The sequence below is a fragment of the Sphingobacterium sp. KH_072 genome, assembly GCF_057837975.1.
The window spans coordinates 839,944-864,593 of record NZ_CM174457.1; the positions used below are offsets into that span (position 1 = coordinate 839,944).

The 24,650-nt window shown below is 43.0% G+C and carries 25 protein-coding genes; 6 read left to right on the top strand and 19 right to left on the bottom strand.

The window, feature by feature from the left end:
- Positions 1-68: 68 nt before the first annotated feature.
- From clpX to AC3IRT_RS04035, 3 genes are read right to left on the bottom strand one after another with little or no spacing between them, the layout of a single operon-like run.
- The gene (gene clpX / locus AC3IRT_RS04025) at positions 69-1,319 is read right to left on the bottom strand and encodes an ATP-dependent Clp protease ATP-binding subunit ClpX (RefSeq protein ID WP_489395153.1); all 1,251 of its coding nucleotides are present in this window, start codon (positions 1,317-1,319) and stop codon (positions 69-71) included.
- A gap of 4 nt (positions 1,320-1,323) precedes the next feature.
- On the bottom strand, positions 1,324-2,025 hold the full coding sequence (clpP, locus tag AC3IRT_RS04030; RefSeq protein WP_489395154.1) for an ATP-dependent Clp endopeptidase proteolytic subunit ClpP: 702 nt from the start codon (positions 2,023-2,025) through the stop codon (positions 1,324-1,326).
- A 53-nt stretch (positions 2,026-2,078) separates the two neighbouring features.
- Entirely contained in the window at positions 2,079-2,549 is a 471-nt protein-coding gene (locus AC3IRT_RS04035) for a type I restriction enzyme HsdR N-terminal domain-containing protein (RefSeq protein ID WP_489395155.1), read from the bottom strand.
- Between the two features lie 84 nt (positions 2,550-2,633).
- Here AC3IRT_RS04035 and holA point away from each other — a divergent pair, with 84 nt between their 5' ends.
- Both holA and AC3IRT_RS04045 read left to right on the top strand, forming a co-directional pair.
- The gene (holA, locus tag AC3IRT_RS04040) at positions 2,634-3,641 is read left to right on the top strand and encodes a DNA polymerase III subunit delta (protein ID WP_489396100.1); all 1,008 of its coding nucleotides are present in this window, start codon (positions 2,634-2,636) and stop codon (positions 3,639-3,641) included.
- 26 nt (positions 3,642-3,667) lie between these two features.
- A complete protein-coding gene (locus AC3IRT_RS04045) occupies positions 3,668-4,240 on the top strand; it encodes a hypothetical protein (RefSeq protein WP_489395156.1) in 573 nt (190 codons plus the stop codon).
- 108 nt (positions 4,241-4,348) lie between these two features.
- On the opposite strand, the gene AC3IRT_RS04050 is transcribed toward AC3IRT_RS04045, so the two are convergent.
- From AC3IRT_RS04050 to AC3IRT_RS04105, 12 genes are all read right to left on the bottom strand, one after another.
- Positions 4,349-7,435, bottom strand: a complete 3,087-nt coding sequence (locus AC3IRT_RS04050; RefSeq protein WP_489395157.1) for an efflux RND transporter permease subunit — start codon at positions 7,433-7,435, stop codon at positions 4,349-4,351.
- A gap of 108 nt (positions 7,436-7,543) precedes the next feature.
- Positions 7,544-7,807, bottom strand: coding sequence for a permuted SH3 domain-containing protein (locus AC3IRT_RS04055; RefSeq protein WP_489395158.1), 264 nt, complete (start codon positions 7,805-7,807; stop codon positions 7,544-7,546).
- A gap of 34 nt (positions 7,808-7,841) precedes the next feature.
- Positions 7,842-8,648 carry an efflux RND transporter periplasmic adaptor subunit gene (locus AC3IRT_RS04060; protein ID WP_489395159.1) on the bottom strand — a complete coding sequence of 269 codons (807 nt, stop codon included), beginning with the start codon at positions 8,646-8,648 and terminating at the stop codon, positions 7,842-7,844.
- 12 nt (positions 8,649-8,660) lie between these two features.
- Positions 8,661-9,989, bottom strand: coding sequence for a TolC family protein (locus tag AC3IRT_RS04065; protein WP_489395160.1), 1,329 nt, complete (start codon positions 9,987-9,989; stop codon positions 8,661-8,663).
- 243 nt (positions 9,990-10,232) lie between these two features.
- The gene (locus tag AC3IRT_RS04070; protein ID WP_489395161.1) at positions 10,233-10,580 is read right to left on the bottom strand and encodes a TetR/AcrR family transcriptional regulator; all 348 of its coding nucleotides are present in this window, start codon (positions 10,578-10,580) and stop codon (positions 10,233-10,235) included.
- Between the two features lie 118 nt (positions 10,581-10,698).
- Positions 10,699-11,139: a c-type cytochrome gene (locus AC3IRT_RS04075; RefSeq protein ID WP_489395162.1), complete on the bottom strand. Its 441-nt coding sequence runs from the start codon at positions 11,137-11,139 to the stop codon at positions 10,699-10,701.
- Positions 11,139-11,795, bottom strand: coding sequence for an SCO family protein (locus AC3IRT_RS04080; protein ID WP_489395163.1), 657 nt, complete (start codon positions 11,793-11,795; stop codon positions 11,139-11,141). Before AC3IRT_RS04080 ends, AC3IRT_RS04075 begins: the two co-directional genes overlap by 1 nt.
- A 1-nt stretch (position 11,796) precedes the next feature.
- Entirely contained in the window at positions 11,797-12,249 is a 453-nt protein-coding gene (locus AC3IRT_RS04085; protein ID WP_489395164.1) for a transposase, read from the bottom strand.
- A gap of 10 nt (positions 12,250-12,259) precedes the next feature.
- Complete coding sequence (locus AC3IRT_RS04090; RefSeq protein ID WP_489395165.1) at positions 12,260-12,757, bottom strand: DUF4442 domain-containing protein; 498 nt, start codon at positions 12,755-12,757, stop codon at positions 12,260-12,262.
- Positions 12,758-13,006: 249 nt separating this feature from the next.
- Positions 13,007-13,642 (bottom strand): uridine kinase family protein, encoded by a 636-nt coding sequence (locus tag AC3IRT_RS04095; protein ID WP_489395166.1) that lies wholly within the window; start codon positions 13,640-13,642, stop codon positions 13,007-13,009.
- Between the two features lie 4 nt (positions 13,643-13,646).
- Positions 13,647-14,516 carry a LysM peptidoglycan-binding domain-containing protein gene (locus AC3IRT_RS04100; protein ID WP_489395167.1) on the bottom strand — a complete coding sequence of 290 codons (870 nt, stop codon included), beginning with the start codon at positions 14,514-14,516 and terminating at the stop codon, positions 13,647-13,649.
- A 9-nt stretch (positions 14,517-14,525) separates the two neighbouring features.
- Positions 14,526-15,278: a hypothetical protein gene (locus tag AC3IRT_RS04105; RefSeq protein ID WP_489395168.1), complete on the bottom strand. Its 753-nt coding sequence runs from the start codon at positions 15,276-15,278 to the stop codon at positions 14,526-14,528.
- Positions 15,279-15,317: 39 nt separating this feature from the next.
- Here AC3IRT_RS04105 and AC3IRT_RS04110 point away from each other — a divergent pair, with 39 nt between their 5' ends.
- Positions 15,318-16,673 carry an NfeD family protein gene (locus AC3IRT_RS04110; RefSeq protein ID WP_489395169.1) on the top strand — a complete coding sequence of 452 codons (1,356 nt, stop codon included), beginning with the start codon at positions 15,318-15,320 and terminating at the stop codon, positions 16,671-16,673.
- A gap of 443 nt (positions 16,674-17,116) precedes the next feature.
- Here the strand turns inward: AC3IRT_RS04110 and AC3IRT_RS04115 are convergent, their stop codons facing one another.
- Positions 17,117-18,370 carry a hypothetical protein gene (locus AC3IRT_RS04115; protein WP_489395170.1) on the bottom strand — a complete coding sequence of 418 codons (1,254 nt, stop codon included), beginning with the start codon at positions 18,368-18,370 and terminating at the stop codon, positions 17,117-17,119.
- Between the two features lie 120 nt (positions 18,371-18,490).
- Between AC3IRT_RS04115 and proS the strand changes: the two genes are divergently transcribed.
- The 3 genes from proS (at position 18,491) to AC3IRT_RS04130 (ending at position 21,135) form a co-directional block, all read left to right on the top strand.
- Positions 18,491-19,963 carry a proline--tRNA ligase gene (gene proS / locus AC3IRT_RS04120; protein WP_489395171.1) on the top strand — a complete coding sequence of 491 codons (1,473 nt, stop codon included), beginning with the start codon at positions 18,491-18,493 and terminating at the stop codon, positions 19,961-19,963.
- Positions 19,964-19,990: 27 nt separating this feature from the next.
- A complete protein-coding gene (locus tag AC3IRT_RS04125) occupies positions 19,991-20,776 on the top strand; it encodes an NAD-dependent epimerase/dehydratase family protein (RefSeq protein WP_489395172.1) in 786 nt (261 codons plus the stop codon).
- A gap of 101 nt (positions 20,777-20,877) precedes the next feature.
- On the top strand, positions 20,878-21,135 hold the full coding sequence (locus tag AC3IRT_RS04130; RefSeq protein ID WP_489395173.1) for a hypothetical protein: 258 nt from the start codon (positions 20,878-20,880) through the stop codon (positions 21,133-21,135).
- 71 nt (positions 21,136-21,206) lie between these two features.
- Here the strand turns inward: AC3IRT_RS04130 and AC3IRT_RS04135 are convergent, their stop codons facing one another.
- From AC3IRT_RS04135 to AC3IRT_RS04145, 3 genes are read right to left on the bottom strand one after another with little or no spacing between them, the layout of a single operon-like run.
- Entirely contained in the window at positions 21,207-22,373 is a 1,167-nt protein-coding gene (locus tag AC3IRT_RS04135; RefSeq protein ID WP_489395174.1) for a glycosyltransferase family 4 protein, read from the bottom strand.
- Positions 22,366-23,364: a lysylphosphatidylglycerol synthase transmembrane domain-containing protein gene (locus tag AC3IRT_RS04140; RefSeq protein WP_489395175.1), complete on the bottom strand. Its 999-nt coding sequence runs from the start codon at positions 23,362-23,364 to the stop codon at positions 22,366-22,368. The genes AC3IRT_RS04135 and AC3IRT_RS04140 overlap by 8 nt, the downstream gene beginning before the upstream one ends.
- Positions 23,364-24,539, bottom strand: a complete 1,176-nt coding sequence (locus AC3IRT_RS04145) for a glycosyltransferase family 4 protein (protein ID WP_489395176.1) — start codon at positions 24,537-24,539, stop codon at positions 23,364-23,366. Before AC3IRT_RS04145 ends, AC3IRT_RS04140 begins: the two co-directional genes overlap by 1 nt.
- Positions 24,540-24,650 lie beyond the last annotated feature (111 nt).

Below are 24,650 nucleotides of genomic sequence, written 5' to 3' on the forward strand. Positions count from 1 at the left end.
AGAGTCCTTTCATTTTTATAATTGTGATGTGAATAAAAACCCCCGCACTAGGGCGAGGGTTGAATGTCTTAAGCGACTTGCATTTTCTTGATATCCGACTTGGCTATCTTTTTCTTTGCGTAGTCGAGCGTGACATGTAATGTTTTCTCGCTTTCGTATTCTTTGCTGGTTGGTATTTCAAACATGGCATCCAGCATAATTGCCTCGCATATGCTTCGTAATCCACGTGCTCCGAGCTTAAATTCCCAAGCTTTGTCGACGATGAAGTCGAATACCTCTTGGTCAAATTGTAGTGATACGCCTTCATACTCAAAGAGCTTAGCATACTGCTTCGTTAGCGCATTTTTAGGTTTAGTAAGAATGCTCAATAACGTGTCTTTATCCAACGGATCTAGATACGTCAATACGGGCAAACGACCAATTAATTCTGGGATCAAACCAAAGTTCTTGAGATCCTGTGGCGTAATGTACTTATACAGATTTTTTAGATCGATGTCTTGCTCATCATCCTTCATCTTATATCCTACGGTTTGCGTACGCAAACGATCGGCAATCTTCTTTTGAATACCATCAAAGGCGCCACCACAAATAAATAGGATATTGCTGGTATTCACCGAGATCATTTTTTGATCAGGATGTTTACGGCCTCCCTGTGGTGGGACATTTACATTGGTACCTTCTAGTATTTTAAGCAAGGCCTGCTGTACACCTTCGCCAGATACATCACGTGTGATCGAAGGATTGTCGCTCTTGCGCGCAATCTTATCAATCTCATCGATATAGATAATCCCGCGCTCAGCCGCTGCCACATCGTAATCTGCGGCTTGCAACAAGCGGGTGAGGATACTTTCTACATCTTCACCTACATAGCCTGCTTCTGTCAGTACCGTCGCATCTACGATGCTGAACGGCACGTTGAGAATCTTGGCAACCGTTTTGGCTAAAAGCGTTTTACCTGTCCCAGTTTCACCAACTACAATTAAGTTTGATTTTTCAATCTCAATCTCATCTGGGTCTACTCGCTGATTTAATCTTTTGTAGTGATTGTATACTGCTACAGAAATCACCTTCTTTGCATCGTCTTGCCCGATCACATATTGATCAAGATGTTCTTTGATCTCCATCGGCTTGATCAACTTCAAAACGGTTTGCAGATTTTTGCTTTTGCGTTGTTTTAGTTCTTCGGCGAGTATTTCGCTAGCCTGTTGTACACATCGATCACAGATATGTGCGCCATCTCCGGCGATCAGCATCTGTGCCTCGCTTTTGCTTATACCGCAGAAAGAACAATGTATATCTTTTTGGTTCGACTTACTCATCTTTTTATTTATTTTCCTTCTTTTTTGGCATCAAAATCTCATCAATCATGCCGTATTCTTTTGCTTCTGCTGCGCGCATCCAGTAGTCGCGATCCGAAGATTTCTCTACCCAGTCGTACGTTTGTCCAGAATGCTCCGCGATGATGGTGTATAGTTCTTCTTTCAATTTCAACATCTCTCTCAAGTTGATCTCCATATCAGAAGCAACGCCTTGTGCACCACCAGATGGTTGGTGAATCATCACACGCGAATGGCGCAATGCCGCACGTTTTCCTTTGGCACCTGCCACTAGCAATACGGCGCCCATCGATGCTGCAATTCCTGTACAGATTGTAGCAACATCTGGCGCGATATATTGCATGGTATCATAGATGCCCAAGCCAGCGTACACACTACCACCTGGTGAATTGATATAAATCTGGATGTCGCGCTGCGAATCAGTAGATTGTAAAAACAACAACTGCGCTTGTACAATATTGGCCACCTGATCATTGATAGCATCACCCAAGAAAATGATACGATCCATCATCAAACGTGAAAAAACGTCCATCTGCGCTACATTCATCTGACGCTCTTCAATGATATAAGGCGTAAGATTGGTCGGCATATTGCTTTCAACGCGACCGATAAAACTATCGACATGTTGGCTGCCTATACGGTGATGCTTGATAGCGTATTTTCTGAATTCGTTCTTATCTATATTCATATGCTTAACCTTTATCGGAATATTTGTGTTTTAAATTACGTTATATTTCTTAATCACACACTCGGACTACTGCTCTGAAATGCTGGAAGCTCTTCCAAAAAAGTGAAATCTTCACGTTCAAAGTCAATAGTACAATAATAATGCTCAATTCCATTACTGACTAAAAGTAAGGGTATTTTGTGAATTTTATTATAATTCGCAATTTGAGAAAATGTTTTTTCGGAAATTTTGACAGTTGGCGCCTTAAACTCTGCCAACAATATCTTCGAACCTGCGGTGTCATATATCAGCAGATCACTTCGTTTTTGTAAGGTGTTCAACACTAAACCGCCCTCTATTTGCATCAGGCTCTTTGGGTAGTTTTTATGTGTATGCAGGTAGTGAATCCAATGCTGACGTACCCATTCTTCTGGCGTAAGAACCAATTTTTTCTTACGCAACTCATCGTATACATAGGTACAGTTGTCGCCTTTGGTAAGTTTGAGCGAGCAGGTAGGCAGGTTTAACGGGATTGGAACAAACATATGTAAAAATACGGATAAACGGAGAAATCCACAACCGACCGGTTTGTAGCCAGCAGGCCGATAAAAAAATTGTATTTTCGTACAGTGGATGTTAAAGCAATCTTAGGAGATATAAAGCGCAGAAAATTCAGTCCCGTGTATTTGCTACATGGCGATGAATCGCATTTCATTGACGTGGTGTCCGACGCCTTGGAAGATACCGTACTCAATGAAGCGCAAAAAGGATTTGATCAGACCATCTTGTATGGTAAGGAAACTGACTTCATGACCATTATCAATGTCGCGAAGCGCTATCCGATGATGAGCGACTATCAGCTCGTGCTAGTAAAGGAAGCACAAAACCTGAAGTGGAAAGATGATGAGCTGCTCCAGAAATATTTAGAAGCTCCCACACCGAATACCATACTGGTACTGGCACATAAATATGGCTTAGTAGATAAGCGAAAAAAAACCTACAAACTGTTGGATAAAGTAGGAGTGGTGCTAGAATCCAAAAAGTTGTACGATGATAAGGTGGCACCTTGGATAGCAGATCAGTTTCAGTCGGTTGGCCGAAAAATACATCCGCAAGCATCTGCAATGATGGCCGATTACTTGGGTATTGATCTTTCTAAAGTGGCCAACGAGATTGAAAAACTCTTGTTGAATGTGCCCTTAGAAAAGGAAGTGACTGCAGAAGACATAGAGCGAAATATCGGGATTAGTAAAGACTTCAATGTGTTTGAACTGAACACGGCGTTGACTAAAAAGAATGTGTTCAAAGCTTTTCAGATTGTAGATTACTTTGCGGCCAATCCTAAATCCAACCCGATTCCGGTCGTGATTGGGTCGTTAGGCAGTTATTTTACTAAAGTATTGAAGTATCATTATCTGCCCGACAAATCTTCGCAAGCAGCGGCAAAGGAACTGGGTGTGCATCCGTTTTTTACTAAAGATTATGAGTTGGCTGCGCGCAATTATTCTCGCCGAAAGACCTTTGATATCATCAATCTTCTAAAAGATTATGACCTGAAATCTAAAGGTATGCACGTAGGGCCAAATACAACGCCGGGTGAACTGTTGCGCGAGCTGGTGTATAAGATATTGCATTAAGCAGAAATGAATAATACCGCCAATAAATGAGAAAAAGGCTTTCGTGGATACTGTTATTTAGCTTGCTAGCGCTGAGCGGATCGGCACAGACTTATTACTATTCCCAATTTCAGTTGGGCGGGCAATTTGGTGTACGCAATCCGGGTTATGATGGTAATTTTAACGGTTATGCCGCGCATTTTATCTTTGGGCTAAACTTCAATGAGCGTGCTTTTGTGGGTTTAGGAGTAGGAAATGAGACTTTTCGCGGCTCGTACCAAAGTATAGATGCTACTGATCGAGCGGCGATTCGCCGCGACTATGACACGTATTTAATGCCTTTATTTATTGATGCACGTGTGCCCGTATCCTATCTCAGCGATCACTCTTGGATTGGGCTTTTGGGAAATGCTGGATATGCACCAAGTATAGGTCCGGTGTATGATCGGGGATTCTTGCTTCGTGGCGGCCTGCTGTATTTATACGAGACCAGGGGACGCACAAATTACACTGTTTCGGCTTCATATGGCTATCAAGAGTTGAATCGAAATGCATTCGATCTACAACGCAAATTTCAACATCAGCACCTTAGTATTTCTGTCGGCTTGATGTTGAAATAAGAGCGTAGGTTGGTATGATAAAAAAACACCCGACAAATGTTGAAATCTGTCGGGTGTTTTTATGGTGTTAATCAAGACGAATAGACCGGAGTTTTCATTTGTGCACCATTAATGCGCACTAAGTTTGTTTTTCTTTTCTTCATCGAAGCCGGCTTCTAGCTCCGCCAATTTCTCTTTACCGTAAGCAAGGCGTGTGATGACCACAAACAACACGGGTACTATAAAGATGGCCAAGATTGTAGCGGCAACCATACCACCAAACACCGTCCAACCGATCGTTTGGCGCGAAACTGCTCCAGCACCTGTCGAAATCATTAATGGAATAATTCCAAGAATAAACGCTAGTGACGTCATCACAATAGGGCGCAGACGAAGTTTTACAGCATCTAAGGTAGCCTCAATTAAGTTCATGCCAATGTCGACACGTTCTTTAGCAAACTCGACGATTAGGATAGCATTTTTAGCTGCCAAACCGATAATGGTGATCAGTCCGATCTGCGCAAAAATATTGTTTTCGATACTTGGCAAAAGTGTGAGTGCCAAAATGGATCCAAAAACTCCCAGCGGCACGGACAGTAGGATAGAAAAGGGTACAGACCAACTTTCGTACAATGCTGCTAGTAATAGAAATACAAATATAATACATAGTGCAAATACCATAGTAGTTTGCGAACCAGATTCCTTCTCTTGTAAAGAGGCTCCCGAATAACCGTACGAAAAACCTTCGGTCAGCACTTCTTGTGCAACTTCTTCAAGCGCATTGAGCGCTTGTCCAGAACTATAACCTACTGCAGCGTCACCCATGACTTCGATTGCGCGATACAAGTTGAAATGGCTGACCATTGCCGGCGCTTGAACCAACTCGTATGACACTAGGGTAGACATTGGTACGGGCAAGCCTTGATCATTTCTAATATATAGTTTTTTCAAATCTTCGATTTGCATTCTGTATGCCGTATCTGCTTGCGACACCACCCTGAAGTTACGTCCGTAAAGCGTAAAGTCATTGATATAGCTACTTCCCATGTATGCCGATAAGGTAGTGTAGATACTCGAGATCGGTACCCCCATAGATTTCGCCTGTTCTCGTTTTACTTCTAGCTTGTAATTAGGTGTATTTGTATTGAAAAGGGTATAAGCACGTGCGATCTCTGGCCTCTGATTAGCTGCAGAAATAAATTTGCGCGTCATCTCTTCAAAATCTTTGATATTGGTACTTCGCTCATCTTGTATCATGATAGAAAAACCACCGGCCGACCCTAATCCAGGTATAGGCGGCGGTGTAGCCGCCATGACGCTAGCCTTGTTGTATTTTGAAAACATGGTCATAACTTTTTCTAGCACATCGTTATTGGTGAGCGTTCGCTCGTTCCACGGTTTCAGAAAGACGAAAAATGAACCGTTATTAGGCTTGGAAGCACGATTCAAAATATTCATGCCCGAGATTTGGGTCATATACTGAATCTCCGGTATAGAATCGGTGATAAGCTTTTGCACTTCTTCCAAAACAACATTAGTCCGAGCATTAGAAGAGCCCTCCGGTAGCGTGATACCAATGAAGAATGAGCCATTATCTTCTTTTGGAATGAAACCAGTAGGTTTTTCCGCAAACATAAAACCGGTGCCGACGAATATGCAGACCAAAATAATAAGTACTAGGGGAGTTGCTTTAATAGATTTTTGCACACCCTTAGAGTATTTCTGCGTGACACTTTCGAACCATACGTTGAATTTGTAAAACAAGCGATTCATACCCTTTGCTTCTTTGTTTACCGCCGATGGCTTGAGCATAATAGAACACAGGGCAGGCGTAAGTGTAAGCGCTATAAAAGCGGATAACAATACAGATACAGCAATCGTGATAGCAAACTGCTGATACAATTGACCTAACATCCCTGGGATAACTCCGACCGGGATAAACACGGCGGCTAAAATCAAACCGATCGCGATTACTGGTGCAGTGATGTCTTTCATCGCCCTTCGGGTAGCTTCTTTGGCGTCTAGCTTTTCATGGTCTATATAATGTTGCACCGCTTCGACCACTACAATAGCGTCATCCACCACAATCCCAATAGCCAATACGAAGGCTAGCATGGTCAGGTTATTGATGGAAAATCCAAATAAATTAAAGAAGATAAATGTTCCGATAATTGATACAGGAATAGCGATTACAGGAATCAATGTAGCTCGCCAACTTTGTAAGAAAAAGAATACAACTACCGTAACCAAGATCAGAGCTTCTACCAATGTATGTAAAACAGATTCAATGGAAGCATCTACAACGGAGACCGTTTCATAACTCACTACATAATCGACGTCGTTCGGAAATGATTTTTTCAATTGCTCCAAAGCAACAGATATGCCCTCAGCCGTTTCTACCGCATTACTACCCGGCATCTGATTTATCATCATACCACTGGAGGTAGTCCCGTTTACCTTGGTTGTGACGGAGTACATAAACTGTCCAAGCTCAACACGGGCGACATCTTTGAGTAAGACAATAGATCCGTCTGCATTGGTTTTTATGATAATGTCTTCGAAATCTTCTTCTGTACTCAAATCACTATCCGTCACGATTGAGTACTCGAAAACTTGAGAAGAAGACTGTGGTTTACCTCCGACACTTCCACCTGGTATTCTTGAATTCTGTTCTTGGATCGCTATACTGACATCCGCTGGAGTGAGTCCTAAGTTGGATAATTTATTGGCATCTAGCCAAACGCGCATAGCAAATGGTTGACCAAATGCCGTGACATCTCCCACACCTTTCACACGCAAAATAGCTTCTCTTACGTACAGATATGCGTAGTTGGCCAAAAACTTGGGATCGCGTGTGCCGTTGGGTGAAATAAGATGTACCATCATCAATACGTCGGGATTGGCTTTCCGTGTGATGACACCTAGCCTACGTACTGTTTCGGGTAATACAGGCTCTGCAATACCGACACGGTTTTGTACATCCAATGTCGCAATATCGATATCAGTACCAACTTCAAATGTCACCGTAATGCGAGATGAACCATCTGATGTACTGTTAGACTGCATGTAGAGCATGCCCGGCGTTCCGTTGATCTGACTTTCAATGGGTGTTGTTACCGTTTGTTCTACCGTCTGGGCATCAGCACCTGTATATGTTGCCTGTACACTTACCGTTGGTGGTGCAATATTAGGGTACTGACTGATCGGTAGCGTCACGATAGAGACACCCCGACGATACAGATCAGTATGGATATTACCATAGCGGTAACAGGTCTTCGTATAAATACTTCTGAAATCATATTTCTTCTTTATATAGAGATTGATTTACTTTTTATCTATGGATAATTTGTCTCCCTCGGATATACCTTCTGCACCATCTACGATCACTTGATCTCCAGCTTTGAGTCCACTAAGTACGACCACTTTGTCATCGAACTTAGTACCTAGTTGTATTCCATTAAACACGGCGGTACTGCTGTCACTTACCGTGTAGACACTAGTTGCACCTAACTGCTCCAATACTGCGCGTAACGGAATGACTAGTTGTTTTTCTCGCGATGTATTAGCCAGGCGCAGGGTAAGGTTCATGCCAGCGCGCAAACGATTATCTGCATTAGCAAAGCTAGCGCGCGCACGTAGCTGTTGTTCTATCTACACTACGGTCCACTACGGATATTTTTCCCGATTCGGAATAAAGCGTACCATCTGGCATACGAACGTGAATTTCATCCTGGCTACCACTTCTTTGCAACTCCAGAATACGGTCAATGTCTACTTCATTGACTTGAAATTCGACGGCAATTGGACTGCTAGTAGAGATGACATTCAGCAAAGTATTACCCGCATTCACATAAGCACCATGCCGTACCTGTGAGATTCCTACTGTTCCAGAAAATGGGGCATAGATCGTTGAACGTCGTAGGTTGGTGTTTGCAGTTTCAAAAGCTGCTTTAGCTGCCTGCACCTGTGCTCGCTGGTTGTTGACGTCTGTAGCAGCATAATCTAGCGTTTGGCGCGCAATCGCGTCATTTTCTGCTAGTTTCTCATAGCGTTTAAGATCCTTTTGACCGCGATCGTAATCAGACTCTGCTATGTCTACATTGGCCTTCGCTTGCTCAACATCTGCGATATAACGGGTACGGTCAATTTCATAGAGCATCTGTCCTTTAGATACTACTGCACCATCACTTACGGCAATATTGGTGATATAGCCAGAGACTTCTGCCAAGAGTTCCGTTTCTTGTAAAGGAACGACGTAGGCTGGGTATTCTTGATATCCCGTTACTATTTGCTCTTCTACTGGAAGAATATTGACACTTCTCTCTGTTGGAGCTTCGCTATTCGCAGCTTCTTTTTTATTGCTATTACATGACTGCCATGTAGCGGTAGACCCGATTAATAGCAAAAAGTATATCGTCTTTTTATTCATTTTCTGATTTGGTTATTGAATTTGGATATTGCCGAGTGCTCTTTCTACATCAATTTTGCTGGCCAATAATATGTACAGCGCGTTCAGATAATTAAGCTGACTGGTTCGTAGGTCGGTTTCGGAAGTCATTAAATCGAGGTAAGTTTTAATACCTTCGTCGTACTGTAATTTGATGATATCATAGACCTCTTTTGAGATAGTTACGTTCTCTTTACTTACTTTCCACTCGTTCATGTAGGCTCTGTAGTTTGTAATAGCTTCAGAGTATTCGGCACTAATGATGTTTTTCATATCGGCCATATCCCATTCTAATTGCCGCTCTTGCAGTTGTGATTTGCGGATTTCATGTTGCCTTTTGAATCCCTGAAATACAGGTATAGACAGATTGAGACCTACCGACGATGTTGGAAATCCTCTATTATACAAATTGCTAAACTCACTGTTGAAATAATTGATTTGATAGTTAGCTGCAGCACTGATCGTAGGCAAAAACTGCCATTTTTGAAATCTGGTATTGAGCTCTTGCTCTTGTTTCATGTTGGTTATTTGGCGGTATTCGATACGGCGTTCTTCGTTCAATACCTCGGTAGTATCTAGCAACACTTTGGCCTCCAGATTTTCTTTGTTGAATGACAAATCTAGCGGGTGCGACAGTGGCAAAGCCAATAACTGTTTCAGAAAGTCGTATTTGTATTTGCGAAATTCATGCGTTCTTTTGAGCTCTGCCTGTGAGTTATTTAAAGAGATTTGGGCGCGCTTATAATCTGTCTTATCGACTAAGCCAACCTCATATTGCGCATGTGCATCAATATACTGACGCTTAATTCTAATAATATCTTCTTGAATAATTTTGATTTGCTCCTCTGTCGTGAGGATATCGAAATAAGCCTTGCTTACGTCAACGACAGCACTAATCTTTTCTTCTTCTACAGTTTGTTTGTATCGCTCGCGAATTACGCTGGCAGATCGAGATGCAAGCAGGAGCTCGGGATTGAGTATAGCTTGGCTAGCTTGCGCACCAATATTACTGGTATTTTGTTGCCCCATCTGGATAAGACGATCGTCAATAATAGCCGTTGGAATTTGCAAGAAGTGATTAAATGCTCCTGTAGCAGTTACCTGCGGAAAATAACCTGATAATGCCGATTTGATTTCTTTCTCTCCAACTTCTACACCGAGATGGGCTCTTCTGATGGTGATCCTGTTTACTAAAGCGTAATCCAGTAGTTCCTGCAATGTGGGAGTGGCAGAAAGTGTGGCCGTAGTCTGTTGCCCATAAACTTGGACTGATATGGCGCTGAAGAATATCGCTAGGATAAAATGTTTTAATGCGCAGCTCATACTTTTTCTTTTTTAATTGATTTCCAAACGAGTTCTACCATTTCATTTAGTTGCTCTTGATCTATAGTTGCCTTTCCGAAAATAATCGCTTTTACATACGATACGGCGATACCCGTAAAGGCAGAATTTAACACTTGAATGCTTGTGTCTCTTAGCTTATTGTACTGAATTCCTCGCGCTATAAAGCTTTGAATGTTAACGAGATCCTCCGTTTGTTGTTGTGACCTTCTCAAGCGCTCCACCTCATGGAAGGGAGAAGAGTAAAACGGACTTCATGAAGCGGAAGTAAGTAGGGCAAGCGGTGTTAAATTGTACAAAACGTCTCCATACTACTTTAAAGTCTTGCTCGTAATGATCTTCATCTAGTGTCATTCCACTAAAAATATGTTCCATTAATTTTGCCTTGCAATACGCAAATAATTCCATAATCAACGCTTCTTTTGAATCGAAGTAGTTATAGATGCTACCAACGGATATTTTTGCTTGCTGAGCAATTTGACTCATCGGCGTGCCTTGAAAGCCATTGTCCTGTAAAAGAGCTAATGTACTCTGAAATATAGCCTCTTTTTTCTTTGTTGATTGAACGTTCATTTGATGGGATCAAATGTAGGAATTTTAACTACAAGTTGATTGTCAAAATCTCGTTATACTTGCTCGATATAAATGCTCCGAATCCTAGAGAATCACTTACTCCCGGTTAAAAGTAAGTTTACGGAGTTTCTTTACCTAAAGAAAGTGATTTTTTGACTTCTTCCAGACTATACTTTTCTTGCGCACCGCCAAATCGCAGGGTTACGTAGGTAAGCACATAGGCAATATCGACGTCAGTAAGCTGGGGTATGGCAGGCATTACCTCAGAGAAATATTGATTGGATATTTTGATAGAGTCCTTTAGTCCGAAGCGGACTATTCGTGGAAGCAGACCCCGATTATCTCTGAGATAATCGGGGTCTGTCAATGGTGGGTAGAGTTTACCCAATCCTTCACCTTGCGCACCATGACAGTTTTGACAGTGCGCACGGTATACTTTTTCGCCATTGGTAACATACTGCATCGTTTTGATATCATACGTAGATTGGCAGCTGTGTACCAGTTGTAATAATAGGACGAATACGCATATCAGCGTAAATACCGTGGCGATGTGTCGCATTAAGAACCTGGGTTTTGTTCTTTTAATAATATCTTAAGATCGGCTTGCAATTTACTTACTTGCTCATCGTCTGTGCCGTCGTATGCACCTCTGATACGACGATCTTTATCGATCAAGACGAGGTAACCTTGGTGATCGTAACCACCCGGCGCATTAGCATCTTCGGCAGTGTACACCAAGTATTTTTCAGACATTCCATAAATAGCTGCTTTGCTACCATTCACAAATTGCCATTGGTCATTGTCTACTCCTAATTTAGTAGCATATGCTTTTAAAATATGGGGCTGGTCGTATTTGAAATCGATGCTGTGCGACAGAAATGCAATGCGGTCGTCACCTTTATATTCTTCATATACCTTCAACATATTCCGCTGCATAGTCGGGCAAATACTGGGACAATGCGTAAAGAAAAAATTGGCGACGTAGATCTTATCATCAAAGAAAGATTGTGTGAGCACCGTGCTATCTTGGTTGATAAAGCTAAAGTCTGGGATGGTTTGGTAAATCGTATCGATCACAGTATTGCCGTCGATTGTACGCTCAATCGGTTCTCGATGACCGTATATCGGAAGTGTGGTGGTAGCTTGATCACATGAAGCTAGGCTTAGGCCCAGCATAGTGAGCAAACCATACCCTAAGTTGGTTCGCAATGTCATATTATTTAGTGTATACTTTCATATTTGCTTCAATTTGCTGATTGACTTTGTCAAACTCTGCGCGCATTGATTTGATACGCTCTACTTCACTTTGCTGATAGGTTAGATCAAGGCTGTCCAGTCTATAGTTGCGCATCCAATCCATCATGCCATCGGTAGCAGATTCGATATCGCCTTTCAAAGCCACTAAATCTGTTCGAATTGCTGCGGTATCCAATTCGGCATCTTCCGCTTTCAATACAGAAAGGCCATTCAGAATCGAATCAATCTTTACGGATGTTTTATCAAATTTGCTAATCTGTGGCATGATCTCGTCGTGCACTTCGATCGCTTGTGCCGATAAGGCTTTTGGGTCAGAATTATCTTTGGTCGTTTTGTTTTCATTGTTCTGACAAGCGGTCATCATTACTGCTGTTAGGCCGAGGGATGCCACCCATAAAAAAGTTTTGTTCATAACGCTTTCTTTATTTTTCTGTTGTTGTATTATTCGAATTAAAATCAAATTGCAGGTTGCGGATGTAAATCTCATTGCGCACGGTAGCGCAATGTAAACCATCTACATCAAAGATATCCGTAGAAAAAGTCTTGATAACCTTACCATCCTGTAGTAAAGCATTCAGCGCATCCTGCATTTGTGCAGGATCAAGTTTTACGGAAAAATGAAGGCTTCGGTATCCGGGTTTTTTATACTCAATCTGCGCAGATTTAAGCCAAGATACGGTTTTTGTCAAGCCTTTGCTTCGGACGTAAGCATCGATTAGTAGTGGGTATATAGGATCTATTGAAGAAAAAATGGTGCCGCCGAATATGGATCCGTTACCATTTATATTGAGTAGGCTTTTGCGCACAGCAACATCGGCGCCAGAGTATCCCTCACGAATGCTTTTGACCCATATCCGCTGAAAGAAGAACGGTGGATAGAAGCGAAGCACCCATTTTAACCTATTTGGTGTAACCTTCATGTTGCAAAAGTAACTGTTTCTACACTACATTATGCGTAAAATTTCTTTTACCGGTCAGGGCAATTTTTACAACGTTTACCCTTTTTGTACTTTTTACAACATTTTTTGAAGTCTAACATGCTATTCGCACCATATGGATTAATCCCTTTCGTATACGGATCATGTATGTCGGAGGTGTTTAATACGGGTAATGAAATGAAGCTATCTTCGCTGTACATACACAAAGTTACAATTTATCTATCGGTTTGTTTATAAGCCATCTAGCTTAACCTTCAATTCGTTTACGATATCTCGCGTATATTTGTCGATTATTTGCGGATTGTCGGTATTGTTGTGGATGACCAAATTACATTCCTCTTTGTAAGGAGTAAGATACGTGTTGAAAGATGGCATCACATGATTGATCCACTTATACATCACGTCATCGTGATCATAACCTCTTTCTTCCAAATCTCTTTTTAGTCGACGCTTCAAAGCAATCTGTTCGTTGGCGTCAATAAAGATGCGGTAATCCAACAAATTATTGACCTCCTCGTAATGAAAGATGAACAGCCCTTCAACGACTAATATCGGTGCGGGTTCTATTTTCAGCATCTTGGGCTTAAGGTGGGGATTATTGAATGTGTATTCTTCTTTCAGAATACTTTGTCCTTCAAATAGGGTGTTGATATCTTGATAGAACGCATCGCGATCAATTGCTGTAGGTATATCAAAGTTGTACAAGCGATTCTCTTCCTGTGTCTTGGTATTGGCGGGGATATAGTAATCATCTTGGGAAATAAGCGTGACGCTTTTTTTTTCAAAATGATTTAAAAAACTATTTAAGAAAAATGTCTTTCCAGACCCACTACTTCCGGCTATGCCGATTACATAAGGTTTTTCCATAGGATTATTCTGTAGGAATGCCGTAAGTGATTTCGATCAGAAAGCGTTTGTCTACTGCTCCGATGTAAGCTGCTGCTGATTTGGAGACGACTACGATCGCGTCTTGGGTCTGTGTGTTTTCGGAGAATTTGCCCACGACTTTGGCGTAAGTAACACTCTTTGAAATCGGATTCGTGATTTTTAATATAGTGCCCACCGGCGCTGTTTTGTGTAACGCTAGGTTGCTGTTGTTTTTTGTTTCTAGATTTTCCATCCATACCGCGATTCCTTTTTCTGAAGTTTCGCGTACGCCATATCTTCCTGCTGGGATGTTGCGAACGGGCACATCGTCAATCTTCTCTACAGCTGCTGGTGGTTCAATAGCAACCACGGGCTCTGGCGGCAAGGTGCCATCAGGGATGCGCAGTAGCTGGCCTTCAGTGAGGTTGTCTGATTTTAGGTTATTTAGACGCTTGATATCGTCTACATTTGTCTGAAATCTCTTTGCGATAGCGTACAAAGTTTCTTTAGATCCTACTTTGTAATCCGTTAAGATATCCTCTGGTGATACTGCTGTATTGGGCTTGGTGGTCGTGTTTGACAATGATTGGCGCTCTTCTGTAATGGAGCTCGGAATACGCACGGTATCGCCAACCCGAAGACTTTTTTTATTGTTGGCGGCCATGATGTCATTAACCGGAATACTATAAGTACGGCTCAGGGCGTAGTAAGTTTCCTTCGCCTTCACCAGATGAATAATATAAGTTATACCATTCACTGTCTCTGTTTTTTGTTCGGTTGTAGTCTGTGCCTGCACTTCAGTAGAACCAATAAGTAGGCCTATACACAGCAACAAAAGGCTACTAGATCTCCGTTTCATCATCAATGCCATCATATTTTGCAATTATACTAAATACGAAACAATTTCATGTTTATTATCTGCCATAAAGAATATTTGATTGCCTACTTGAAAGTAGGGTTGGGGAAACATTTTTGGAATGGATGATTGTACAATGGTCTCGTCAAGAATGCGTTCTAAGTCGCTCACCGCAATATGGAGGTCATATCCGTCATTTTCCTGCGTGTGATAGCACCATAGGTAGGTGTCGGATAATTTGCTTATCCACAGATCTTGACGCTTGTCATGTTGTGTTAAAAAATCGGGAGGATTGTCATATGGTAACGGAAAGCAGACGCGATTTTTGGGATACCGTTGTAAAGTGGCCTCGTTTAATGGGAAGACTTCGCCGGTAGTGAGGGCAATCAATTGCTCTCCGCCAGAAGTAAAGCTGCGATGGCGAACATGTAGGTAATCTTCACAGACATCAAGCAATATATATTCGTAACTCGTGAGCAGCGTCTCCTGCGTACGAATGTTTATAATTTGAATTCCTTCTTTAGTAGGCGTTTGCTCACCTACTTTTTTAAGGATGAGGTAATCTTTTTGAAGTCCTTCCATCGTCCAGTCTTTCTCCCCAGGACTGTACTGCATAATGTCTGCTCCGTCTTCAAATCGAAGGATATGAAAGGTCGGGTCGGTCGTCTGCGAATCTCGGATCTCTACCGCTATTTCTTCCCGATATCCATTTACCTCTATCTTCCAGATATTCTCAACAAAATCTTTTTGAAACGCTTTTTTTATTGTATTTTTAAACATGTGTATGTCCTCCATTGCACGGTAAAAACGAATAATCTTATGAGCAAATTTATGAAATTGACATCGTTGATGATAATTTTCTTTAGTATCGTCAGTGCGCATACCTATGGACAGCGAGTGTATGAATTCAGTGTAAAGGATGAAATCGGTCCTGGAGCGTGGTACATAACCAAGAATGCTTATGCAAAAGCACGCGCTGCGGATGCGCAGTATCTGTTGCTGGAGCTAAATACATATGGCGGTGCGGTGAATTTTGCAGATAGCATTCGTACGTTGCTTCTCAATACCGATATGAAGACTATTGTCTATATCAATAATAATGCGGCATCAGCGGGAGCTTTGATCTCGTTGGCTACAGATCATATCTTTATGCATTCTGGCGCCAGTCTGGGAGCGGCTACCGTAGTAGATGGATCAGGAGAAGTGCTGCCGGAGAAATACCAATCGTACATGAGAGGGTTGATGCGTGCCACCGCAGAGGCCAAAGGCCGCAATGCGCGGATGGCCGAAGCATTTGTCGATCCGAGTATCTCTGTGCCCAATTTGAAAGAAGACGGCAAATTGCTCACACTTACCGCTTCCGAATCGGTTAAAGCTGGTTTGGCAGATGCAGAAGTGAAATCAACCGAACAGATCTATGAAAAATTAGGGATTACAGCACCAGAAGTTACTGTGCATCAAACAACGATAGTTGATCGTATTGTCGGGTTTTTGATCAACCCTTTGGTGAGCGGATTCTTGATTATGGGGATTATCGGTGGTATTTATATGGAATTGCAAACGCCTGGGCTTGGGTTTGCGGGAGTATTAGCCTTAATCTGTGGAGGATTATTCTTTGCGCCCTTATATTTGCAAGGGTTGGCAGATCACTGGGAGATTCTAATTTTTGTGATCGGTGTAATTCTCATGGCGCTAGAGGTATTTGTTATTCCAGGATTTGGCGTAGCTGGAATTTTGGGTATTATCCTTATGTTGTGCGGATTGGCTTTCTCCATGGTGGCTAATGACTTTTTAGATTTTCAACTTTCAAAACCAGGATTATTAATGGATGCATTTTTGGTGGTAGTAGGAGCAATGGTGTTGTCCATCATCCTCATGGTTATTTTTGGAAAAAATGTGCTGCGCTCTCCAGCATTCCGAAAATTGGTACTAGCAGATGAGCAGCTGGCAGAAGGCGGTTATACATCCTCTGTGCCCAAATTAAATTTGATCAACCAAATTGGTGTAGCAAAAACGGTATTGCGCCCATCGGGCAAGATAGAAATAGAAGGCAATTGGTACGAGGCAGTCGCTATGGATGGATTTATCGATCTTGGCGAAAAGGTATGTGTTATCAAACATGAGAACTATACCTTATTTGTACGTAAGTACATCGAACCAACTACGGTCGTATAGTTTGTTCATTAAATGAGCTTTTATAAACTGATCTAACTTTTACTATTTGCAATCGAATACAAGAGGCGGTGTTTGGAGATGGCTTTTCCGAAATACCGCCTCTTGCGTAGTTTGTGGGGCTGATTGTTCAATTATCGAGATAGTAGAACGATCACCAGAAGCAATGCTCGAAAGCAATCAATATATCCTAAATCGTCGTCATCGCTAGAAGGTACGATACCACGATGCCAATAATTTAAAATGATGTATTTAGATTATTTCAGTGCATTTCTCTGCTTTGTGACTATGTAGAAAAGTCTAATAAGATTACCGCCTTTGAAAGTTTGTAATAGCGAGTAAATGCGTGCTTCATCTAAAATAGAAAAGCCCTCCGGAGAGATCCGAAGGGCTTTAGTTATGTTGTAAGTATCAAAGCTAAGCCTTGATTACTTTATATCATCAGATTAACGACTTCTGCCGGAAGAACCGCCGCGGCTTCCGCCACCTCCGCCGCCACCACGACTAGCGCCACCACCACCTCCGCCGCCGGAGCTACCTCTGCTCATGCTGCTTCCAGAAGAAGAGCGCGTTGGTTGTGAAGTCCCACGGTTTATGGTAGATCTTGCAGGAGTAGCCGTTCTTGTTGGAGCAGCACTTCTTCCTACATTACCGCCTTGTGCTCTACCTGCTGGCTGACGTGTGCCTCCTGTAGCTCCACGGCCAACGGTACCACCTTGTTGTGCTCTACCTGCTGGTTGGCGTGTGCCACCTGTAGCTCCACGACCTACCGTTGCGCCATTACGAGACGGATTACCCGCTCCTCTTACAGAAGAACCTGCGCGGCCAGATGCATTTCCTGCTGCACCACGATCACGTACTGTTCCAGCTCCGCGAGGGGTTGTGGCAGTACCTCTTCCAGAGGCCGCACGACCGCTAGATACCGTCGCTCCACGTGAACGGCCTGCTGCTGTTCCATTTAATATTCTGCCGCTTGCATCGCGGGATACTCCTCTAGATCCTGCTCTACCACTAGCACTAATTGCACCACGGAAATTGTTGCCCGATGCACGACCGCTGGCTACTCTGTTGTGACGGTTTCCGTAATAGCTGTTGCCATAGCCGCCGTGTCCATAATATGGATATCCCCAGCCGCCGCCCCAGCCGAGACCACCGCCCCAACCAAAGCCCATGCCCCAAGGAGAACCCCAACCAAAGCCTCCACCCCAGCCGAAACCTCCGCCCCAGCCAAAGCCCATGCGCCAAGGAGAACCCCAACCGAAGCCACCGCCCCAGCCCATGCCCATACCCCAGCCACCGCCCCAACCGAAGCCTAGTCCACCATAACCCATCCATGGATCAAACCACGGATCATAGTACATCATACCTGGGCTGGTATAGTAAAAACGATTGATACGATTGGCATATTCTAGGTCACTAAATTCATCTTCATAATAGCCACCAGCGTACATGCCGTCGTCAGCGTAACCTTCGTCCAGCACATCTCCGCCAGCGTAATCGTCGACGTAATCATCTGCATAGTAATCACCCTGTGCTGCAGCAGCGCTGCCAGCTGCTCCCGTATAATAATAGTCGGGACTCTGGTAGACTCCTCTGTCGCGTGCTGCTACGCTTCCGCTATAACGTCTGCTCGAGCAGGAGCTACTGATTAGCACAAGCATGAGTGCCAAAACGCCGTAGTATATTTGATTATGTTTCATGTTTCTCATCCCGTTAATCTTTCGATAATTTCAGTCCTAATTGTTAACTTAGACCCCTAATTAGAGAGGGGGTTTAATCCGGCTCACTAAAATATACATATTTTTCGATTCAAAGATTTTATGAGCAAGGGTATTACGAGCAGAGGCGAAGATTATTCGCAGTGGTATAATGATTTAGTAGTAAAAGCCGATTTGGCCGAACACTCTGCTGTTCGCGGATGTATGGTGATTAAACCGTATGGATATGCCATATGGGAACGCATGCAAGCGGTTCTCGACAAACGATTCAAAGAAACAGGACACTCCAATGCTTACTTTCCATTATTTATCCCAAAATCTTTCTTTTCTAAAGAAGCATCGCACGTAGAAGGTTTTGCGACAGAATGTGCTGTGGTGACGCATTATCGTTTGAAAAATGATGGCAATGGTAACATCATCGTCGATGAGGATGCCAAGTTAGAAGAAGAACTTATCGTAAGACCAACATCAGAAACTATTATCTGGAATACATATAAAGGATGGGTAGAATCGTATAGAGACTTGCCGATATTAGTCAACCAGTGGGCCAATGTGGTTCGTTGGGAGATGAGAACTCGCTTATTCTTGCGTACCGCAGAATTTTTGTGGCAAGAAGGGCATACTGCTCATGCGACAGAAGCAGAAGCGATTGAAGAGGCAGAACGCATGTTGGATGTATATGCTGAATTTGCAGAAGGAACATTGGCGGTGCCGGTGATTCGTGGTCGTAAAACTGAAAACGAACGTTTTGCAGGCGCATTGGATACCTATTGTATAGAAGCCTTGATGCAGGACGGGAAAGCCCTTCAAGCAGGTACATCTCACTTCTTAGGACAGAATTTTGCAAAAGCATTTGATGTGAAATTTACTTCCAAAGAAGGTAAATTAGAGCATGTGTGGGCAACCTCATGGGGCGTTTCTACTCGCCTGATGGGAGCTCTGATCATGGCGCACTCAGACGATCAAGGTTTGGTATTGCCACCTAAATTGGCGCCGATTCAAATTGTGATCGTGCCGATTTTCCGTACGGAAGAGGAGAAACAAGCGATTGACAATTATGTAGCTACTTTTTCTAGCGAGTTGAAAGGTCGCGATATTTCTGTGAAATACGACGATCGCGATACGCAGCGTCCGGGCTTCAAATTTGCTGAATGGGAATTAAAAGGCGTGCCTTTGCGTATCGCTTTAGGCGCTCGTGATATGGCAAATGGTACGGTAGAACTCGCTCGTAGAGATAATCAAACCAAAGAAACCGTTTCTCAAGAAGGATTGGCAGATCATGTGGTGGCATTATTGGATGAAATTCAAGAGGCTATATATACAAAAGCACTGACGTTCCGCGATGAGCATATTACGCCAGTAGAAAGTTATGACGAATTTAAATCCGTACTTGATAGTAAAGGTGGATTTGTATCTTGCCACTGGGATGGTACAGTAGAGACAGAGAAACGCGTGAAAGAGGAAACGAAAGCAACGATTCGTTGTATCCCCTTGGATGTGCAGCCAGAAGAAGGCATTTGCATCTTTACGGGAAAACCTTCTCATCAACGTGTACTTTTTGCCAAAGCATATTAATTCATTGCCAATATATCAGACATCGCCATGGCTCGTTTTTTAATTTTAGGATGCGGATGGGTTGGCGAAGCATTTGCACTACTGGCCTTAGGTCGCGGACAAGAAGTCACCGTTACCGTTACATCTGCCGAGAAAGCACAGCGATTGCGAGATCAAGGATTGAACACTTTGGTGCACGATTTTGATCAAAATGCAGATCTTCCACTGGAGAATCTGCACTTTGATTATATATTGAATAGCATACCCGCTTCCAAAAAGAACGATCTATCGACTCTGGAAAATAGATTTCAAAATCTACACCGTGCTTTGGAAGGGCTGACCTATCAAAAGCATATTTACCTAAGCTCAATCGGCATCTATCCAGAGCAGTCTCGATCATTTGATGAGTCCTTTGCAATAGAAGAGGAGATGAGCGATCACCTGCTGCTCGCAGAAAAGCAGATGCGGTCTTTGTCCCAGACGATTGTATATCGCTTGGGCGGATTATTTGGTCAGCAGCGGATCTTTGCGAAGTATTTTCAAGGAAAGGTTTGCCAGACTGGGCAGCAGTCTGCCAACTTCATTCATTTGGATGATGTCGTTCAGTTGATTTTGCTAGGTTTCAAGCAGTCGCTTTCCCAATCGGTTTATAATGTAGTTTGTCCGCATCATCCCAAAAAAGAGGCGGTGATTCGTGTATCGGCAGAGAAATATGGTTATGATTTACCTTCGGCTTTCGAAAATGAAGCATCTTATGACAAGGTCGTTCATGGTGATCGGATCGTACGTGAACTGACGTATACTTTCCTGTACCCATCTCCGCTAGATTTTTAAAAATAAAATACGATACTGGACGACGATAATTTGAAATTTATTTTCAATCGGATGCAGACTTTCGTACATTTGTGACGTATTTAAAAGAGATCAACAATTTTATGGAAAATACAGTGTTTGAAAGGCCGGCAAAGACGACCGACAACAATGCGAATCGTACAGAATATTATGTAACTCTGGCCTTTGCCGTCATCATTGGTTTGATCGGGGTATTTATCCGTTTCGTACCCGATGTTATTGTAGCGCTAAATCAGTTTGAATCTTTGTTTTCTTGGATCGCTAACATCGCTATTATTATTGCATCCTTAATCGCTTTCAAAATCGTATTCGATATTTTGGGCTTCGGAAAGAATAAGTAATTCTACTGTTCTTCCACGATATTTAAACTCCTGATGGTATTTACGATCAGGAGTTTTTTTTATGCACACTGCTATTGCAATGTTTTGAAAATATCAAAGTAAGCGGCTGTCATCTTGTCCCAGCTAAATTGTGCGAGGGTATAATCACGAAAATGTTTGCGCAGCGCTGCAATATCTTCCGTGTTATTATCCAAGCGAGCGAGGCTTTCTATCCATGCGGCAGGATCTCCCGATTTAACCAAAAATCCATTTTTCTCATGCTGAATCGCATCTGTAATACCTTCCAAGGCTGAAGCAAATACAATGGCGCCGTTGCTGCTCGCTTCCAGGCAGACCAATCCAAATCCTTCCATATCGCCCGGTACTGATATATTGGGCATCATAAAGGCTGCCGCTTCACGTAACACAACTTGAAGATCCTCTGTCGGAATTTTACCTAAATGACTTGCTCTTGCCGAATAGGCCGGATTTTGCAGTAACACTCTCAATGCGCGTTGATCGGACGGGTGACCGAGAAAGAGCATAAGCATATGTCGCCATCGTGATGGGATGATGCCCAATAATCGTTCTCGTATGGAAGCTTTAGGAGCAAACGGCCCGATCAGCAATACATGATATTTTGGATCTAACTGTGGAAGCACCTGCGTCATGAACCACGAGAAGCCTTTTCGCTTCACTGGCCTTCCAAGTAGTACCAAGTATTGTTTTTCGAGTGGCACATGGTGCTTTTGCAAGAGATTATCCAGCTTGCCAATACTGCTTTCTTTCGACCAGTTGTGGTCGATTCCATTAGCGACAACTTGTACCCTATGGCTGTCTACTCCGCGAGCTATGATCTCCTGTGCCGTTGCTTGGCTCACCGCAATGATCTGATCGAAGTGATTGAACCGAGGAATAACCTTGCGCTGAAATATATCTAAAGGAAAGACCACATCCAAGCCGTGCACCGTGAGCACTTTTTTTAAATGATCGTATCCGCGATGGTATAGTGCTAGGCTGGCGATCAAGCCATCGTTAAAGTGGATGATACGGATTTCAGGATATTTGTGCACTAACTCGAGAATCCGCCCATTGAGTTTCCTGAAAAATTGAATAATCGATTCGGATCCGTCATACACCAATTGATGTACTCGGGCGTACTTATGCATTCCCGTTATCAACTCATAGCTTTGTTTTTCCATACCACCGGTGCTCGGTGGATATTTGTGGCTCACAAACAGAATAGAGAAATCACTCATTGACGATGTATGAAGGTTTGATCGGTTTGCTGAGAAAGAAATAGGCAATACAGCCGACGAGAACCCAGACCAACTGTCGGAATCTGCGTAATAATGAAATGCTAAACCAGATGGTGGCGCTTTGTACGCCTACGGCGGCCAATACCACTTTGTTGCCAAATTCTTCTACCCCAATTTGGCCTGGTACAAATGCTCCTAGACTTTTGATCAGGATCACGCCCATATCCATCAATATGGCTTGCATCATCGCGATATGTATTCCCAAAAAAGATAAGATCAGATAGAATTCTAGACTGCCCACAATCCAGTGTAGCAAGGCAAGAGAATAGGATAGGAAAAATGCTTTTTTATCGGCTCGAACAGTCATTTTTAAATCGGATAATGTCCGCAGCATTTTGTTTTTAAACCGCCCGACTTTTGTGATTGCGGCTGCTTCTTGCACTAGAGATGGTGATATTTCTTGCTGGCGATAGATCCAGTAAAATAATCCTACTTGTACCGTGCACAACACGAATAGCAATATATATAGTATCGGTCGTGCATTTACCAGCCAATCCGTGCCTCCAGTAGGGTATAGCAACCAGATGAGTGCGATAGTCGCTAATAATACCTGCGATAAAACCATCGTCATGCGTGCGGATATCACCGAGTTGGTGGCCGATCGTTCGCTGATTTCGTATTTCTGCAGGAAATATACTTTGGTCAGATCTCCTCCAACTACACTCGTTGGGTTAAAAAGTCCGACCGTCTCGCCAATTTGTCGGGTAAAGAATAACCGAAAAGTATTCATTTTTTTTGAGCCATTGGCCAATAGAACTTGCCACGATAAGGTGCCCAAATAGTAGGCGAATGCCGTAAGCGGAAAAACTAGCAAGGCACGAAATCCGACCGAAGATAGCGTGCGAAAAACAGCCTTAAAATCGGTCTGATACAAGAACAGCGCCATGCAAAGACAGACTGTAGTGATAATGATATACTTGAAGATTTGCATTAACTAGCTTTCCATATCCATTTCGTCTCTTTGCGGCCTGCCAGCTGTGCCACATCCTCGAAATAACGCTGAGCGAGCGCATCCCAGTTCAGTTGTTGCACAGTTGCCAACGCGTTAGCACGTATCTGGCCATGTAATTCCGGATCTTCTAAAAGTTGCCTGATGTAGCGTAGGTAGTCTTCGGGGTTCATCGCGTCGCACTTGTAGCCGTTGATTCCGTGTGCAACTAAGTCGGCGCTACCACCGCCATTAGCAATAACACAAGGTAAGCCAGAAGCCATTGCTTCGGTGACTACGTTGCCGTACGTTTCAGATATAGATGGAAAAACAAATACATCGGCCGATGCGTACAAATTTGCTAAAGCTTCGTGATCTTGCTTACCCAAAAAATAAGCGTTTGGCATTTGCCGTTGCATATCTTTCATCGCTGGACCATCGCCCGCTATTATCATGTTGTACGGTAGCTCTTGCATATCAATCAGACTAGCCAATCCAATCAATGCCTGTACGTTTTTCTCCCAGACCAACCGGCTGGCGAATAAGATATTTTTGCGCGTATTATTCGTTATTTTCCGAATAAACTCACCATCGCGATGTGCTGGGTTGAATAGCTTTGGATTGATACCGCGTTGCCACAGCGTCATGCGCTTTGGTTTGATGCCAATCCGCTCTAAGCTATGTAGCATACTTGGAGTGGGCACATAGATCTTGTCGCAGCTATTGTAAAAACGAAGCATCGCGCCAGCCATCCAATTCATAATTGGCTTTACTAGAAACGGCAAGTTTTTGAAATAGTAAGGAATGTAAGCTAAGAAATGAGTATGGTAGATACTGATTACCGGTATATTTCTTTTTTGCGCGTAGCGCAATGCAAAAAAACCGAGTGCCGATGGTGTGGTGATGTGAATCACATCTGGGGCAAACTCATCTAACTGGGTATAAAGACGCTGTTTGGTCAGGGCAGGTAGTGCCAGAGAATAATCATCATTGACCGGAAGGTGGAGACGTGGCGTCTTTAATGATTTGAAATCCCTAAATTGTTCTGGACCATTGCCGTATACGAAGATATAAGAAAACTCTTCTGGATCGATGCGATCGATGAGTTGAAAAAATGTACGTGCGGCTCCATCAAAGTCTTTGATTAGGATCTCTGCAAATAGCGCAACTTTTATCATAGGTTGTAAGCTTATTTTATAAATCTACCTTTCGCATGTTAATTGTAGATTTTGCTAGCGTTAAACCTTAATGAATAAACTATTCGTGGTAGTTTATTGTTAGTATATTAG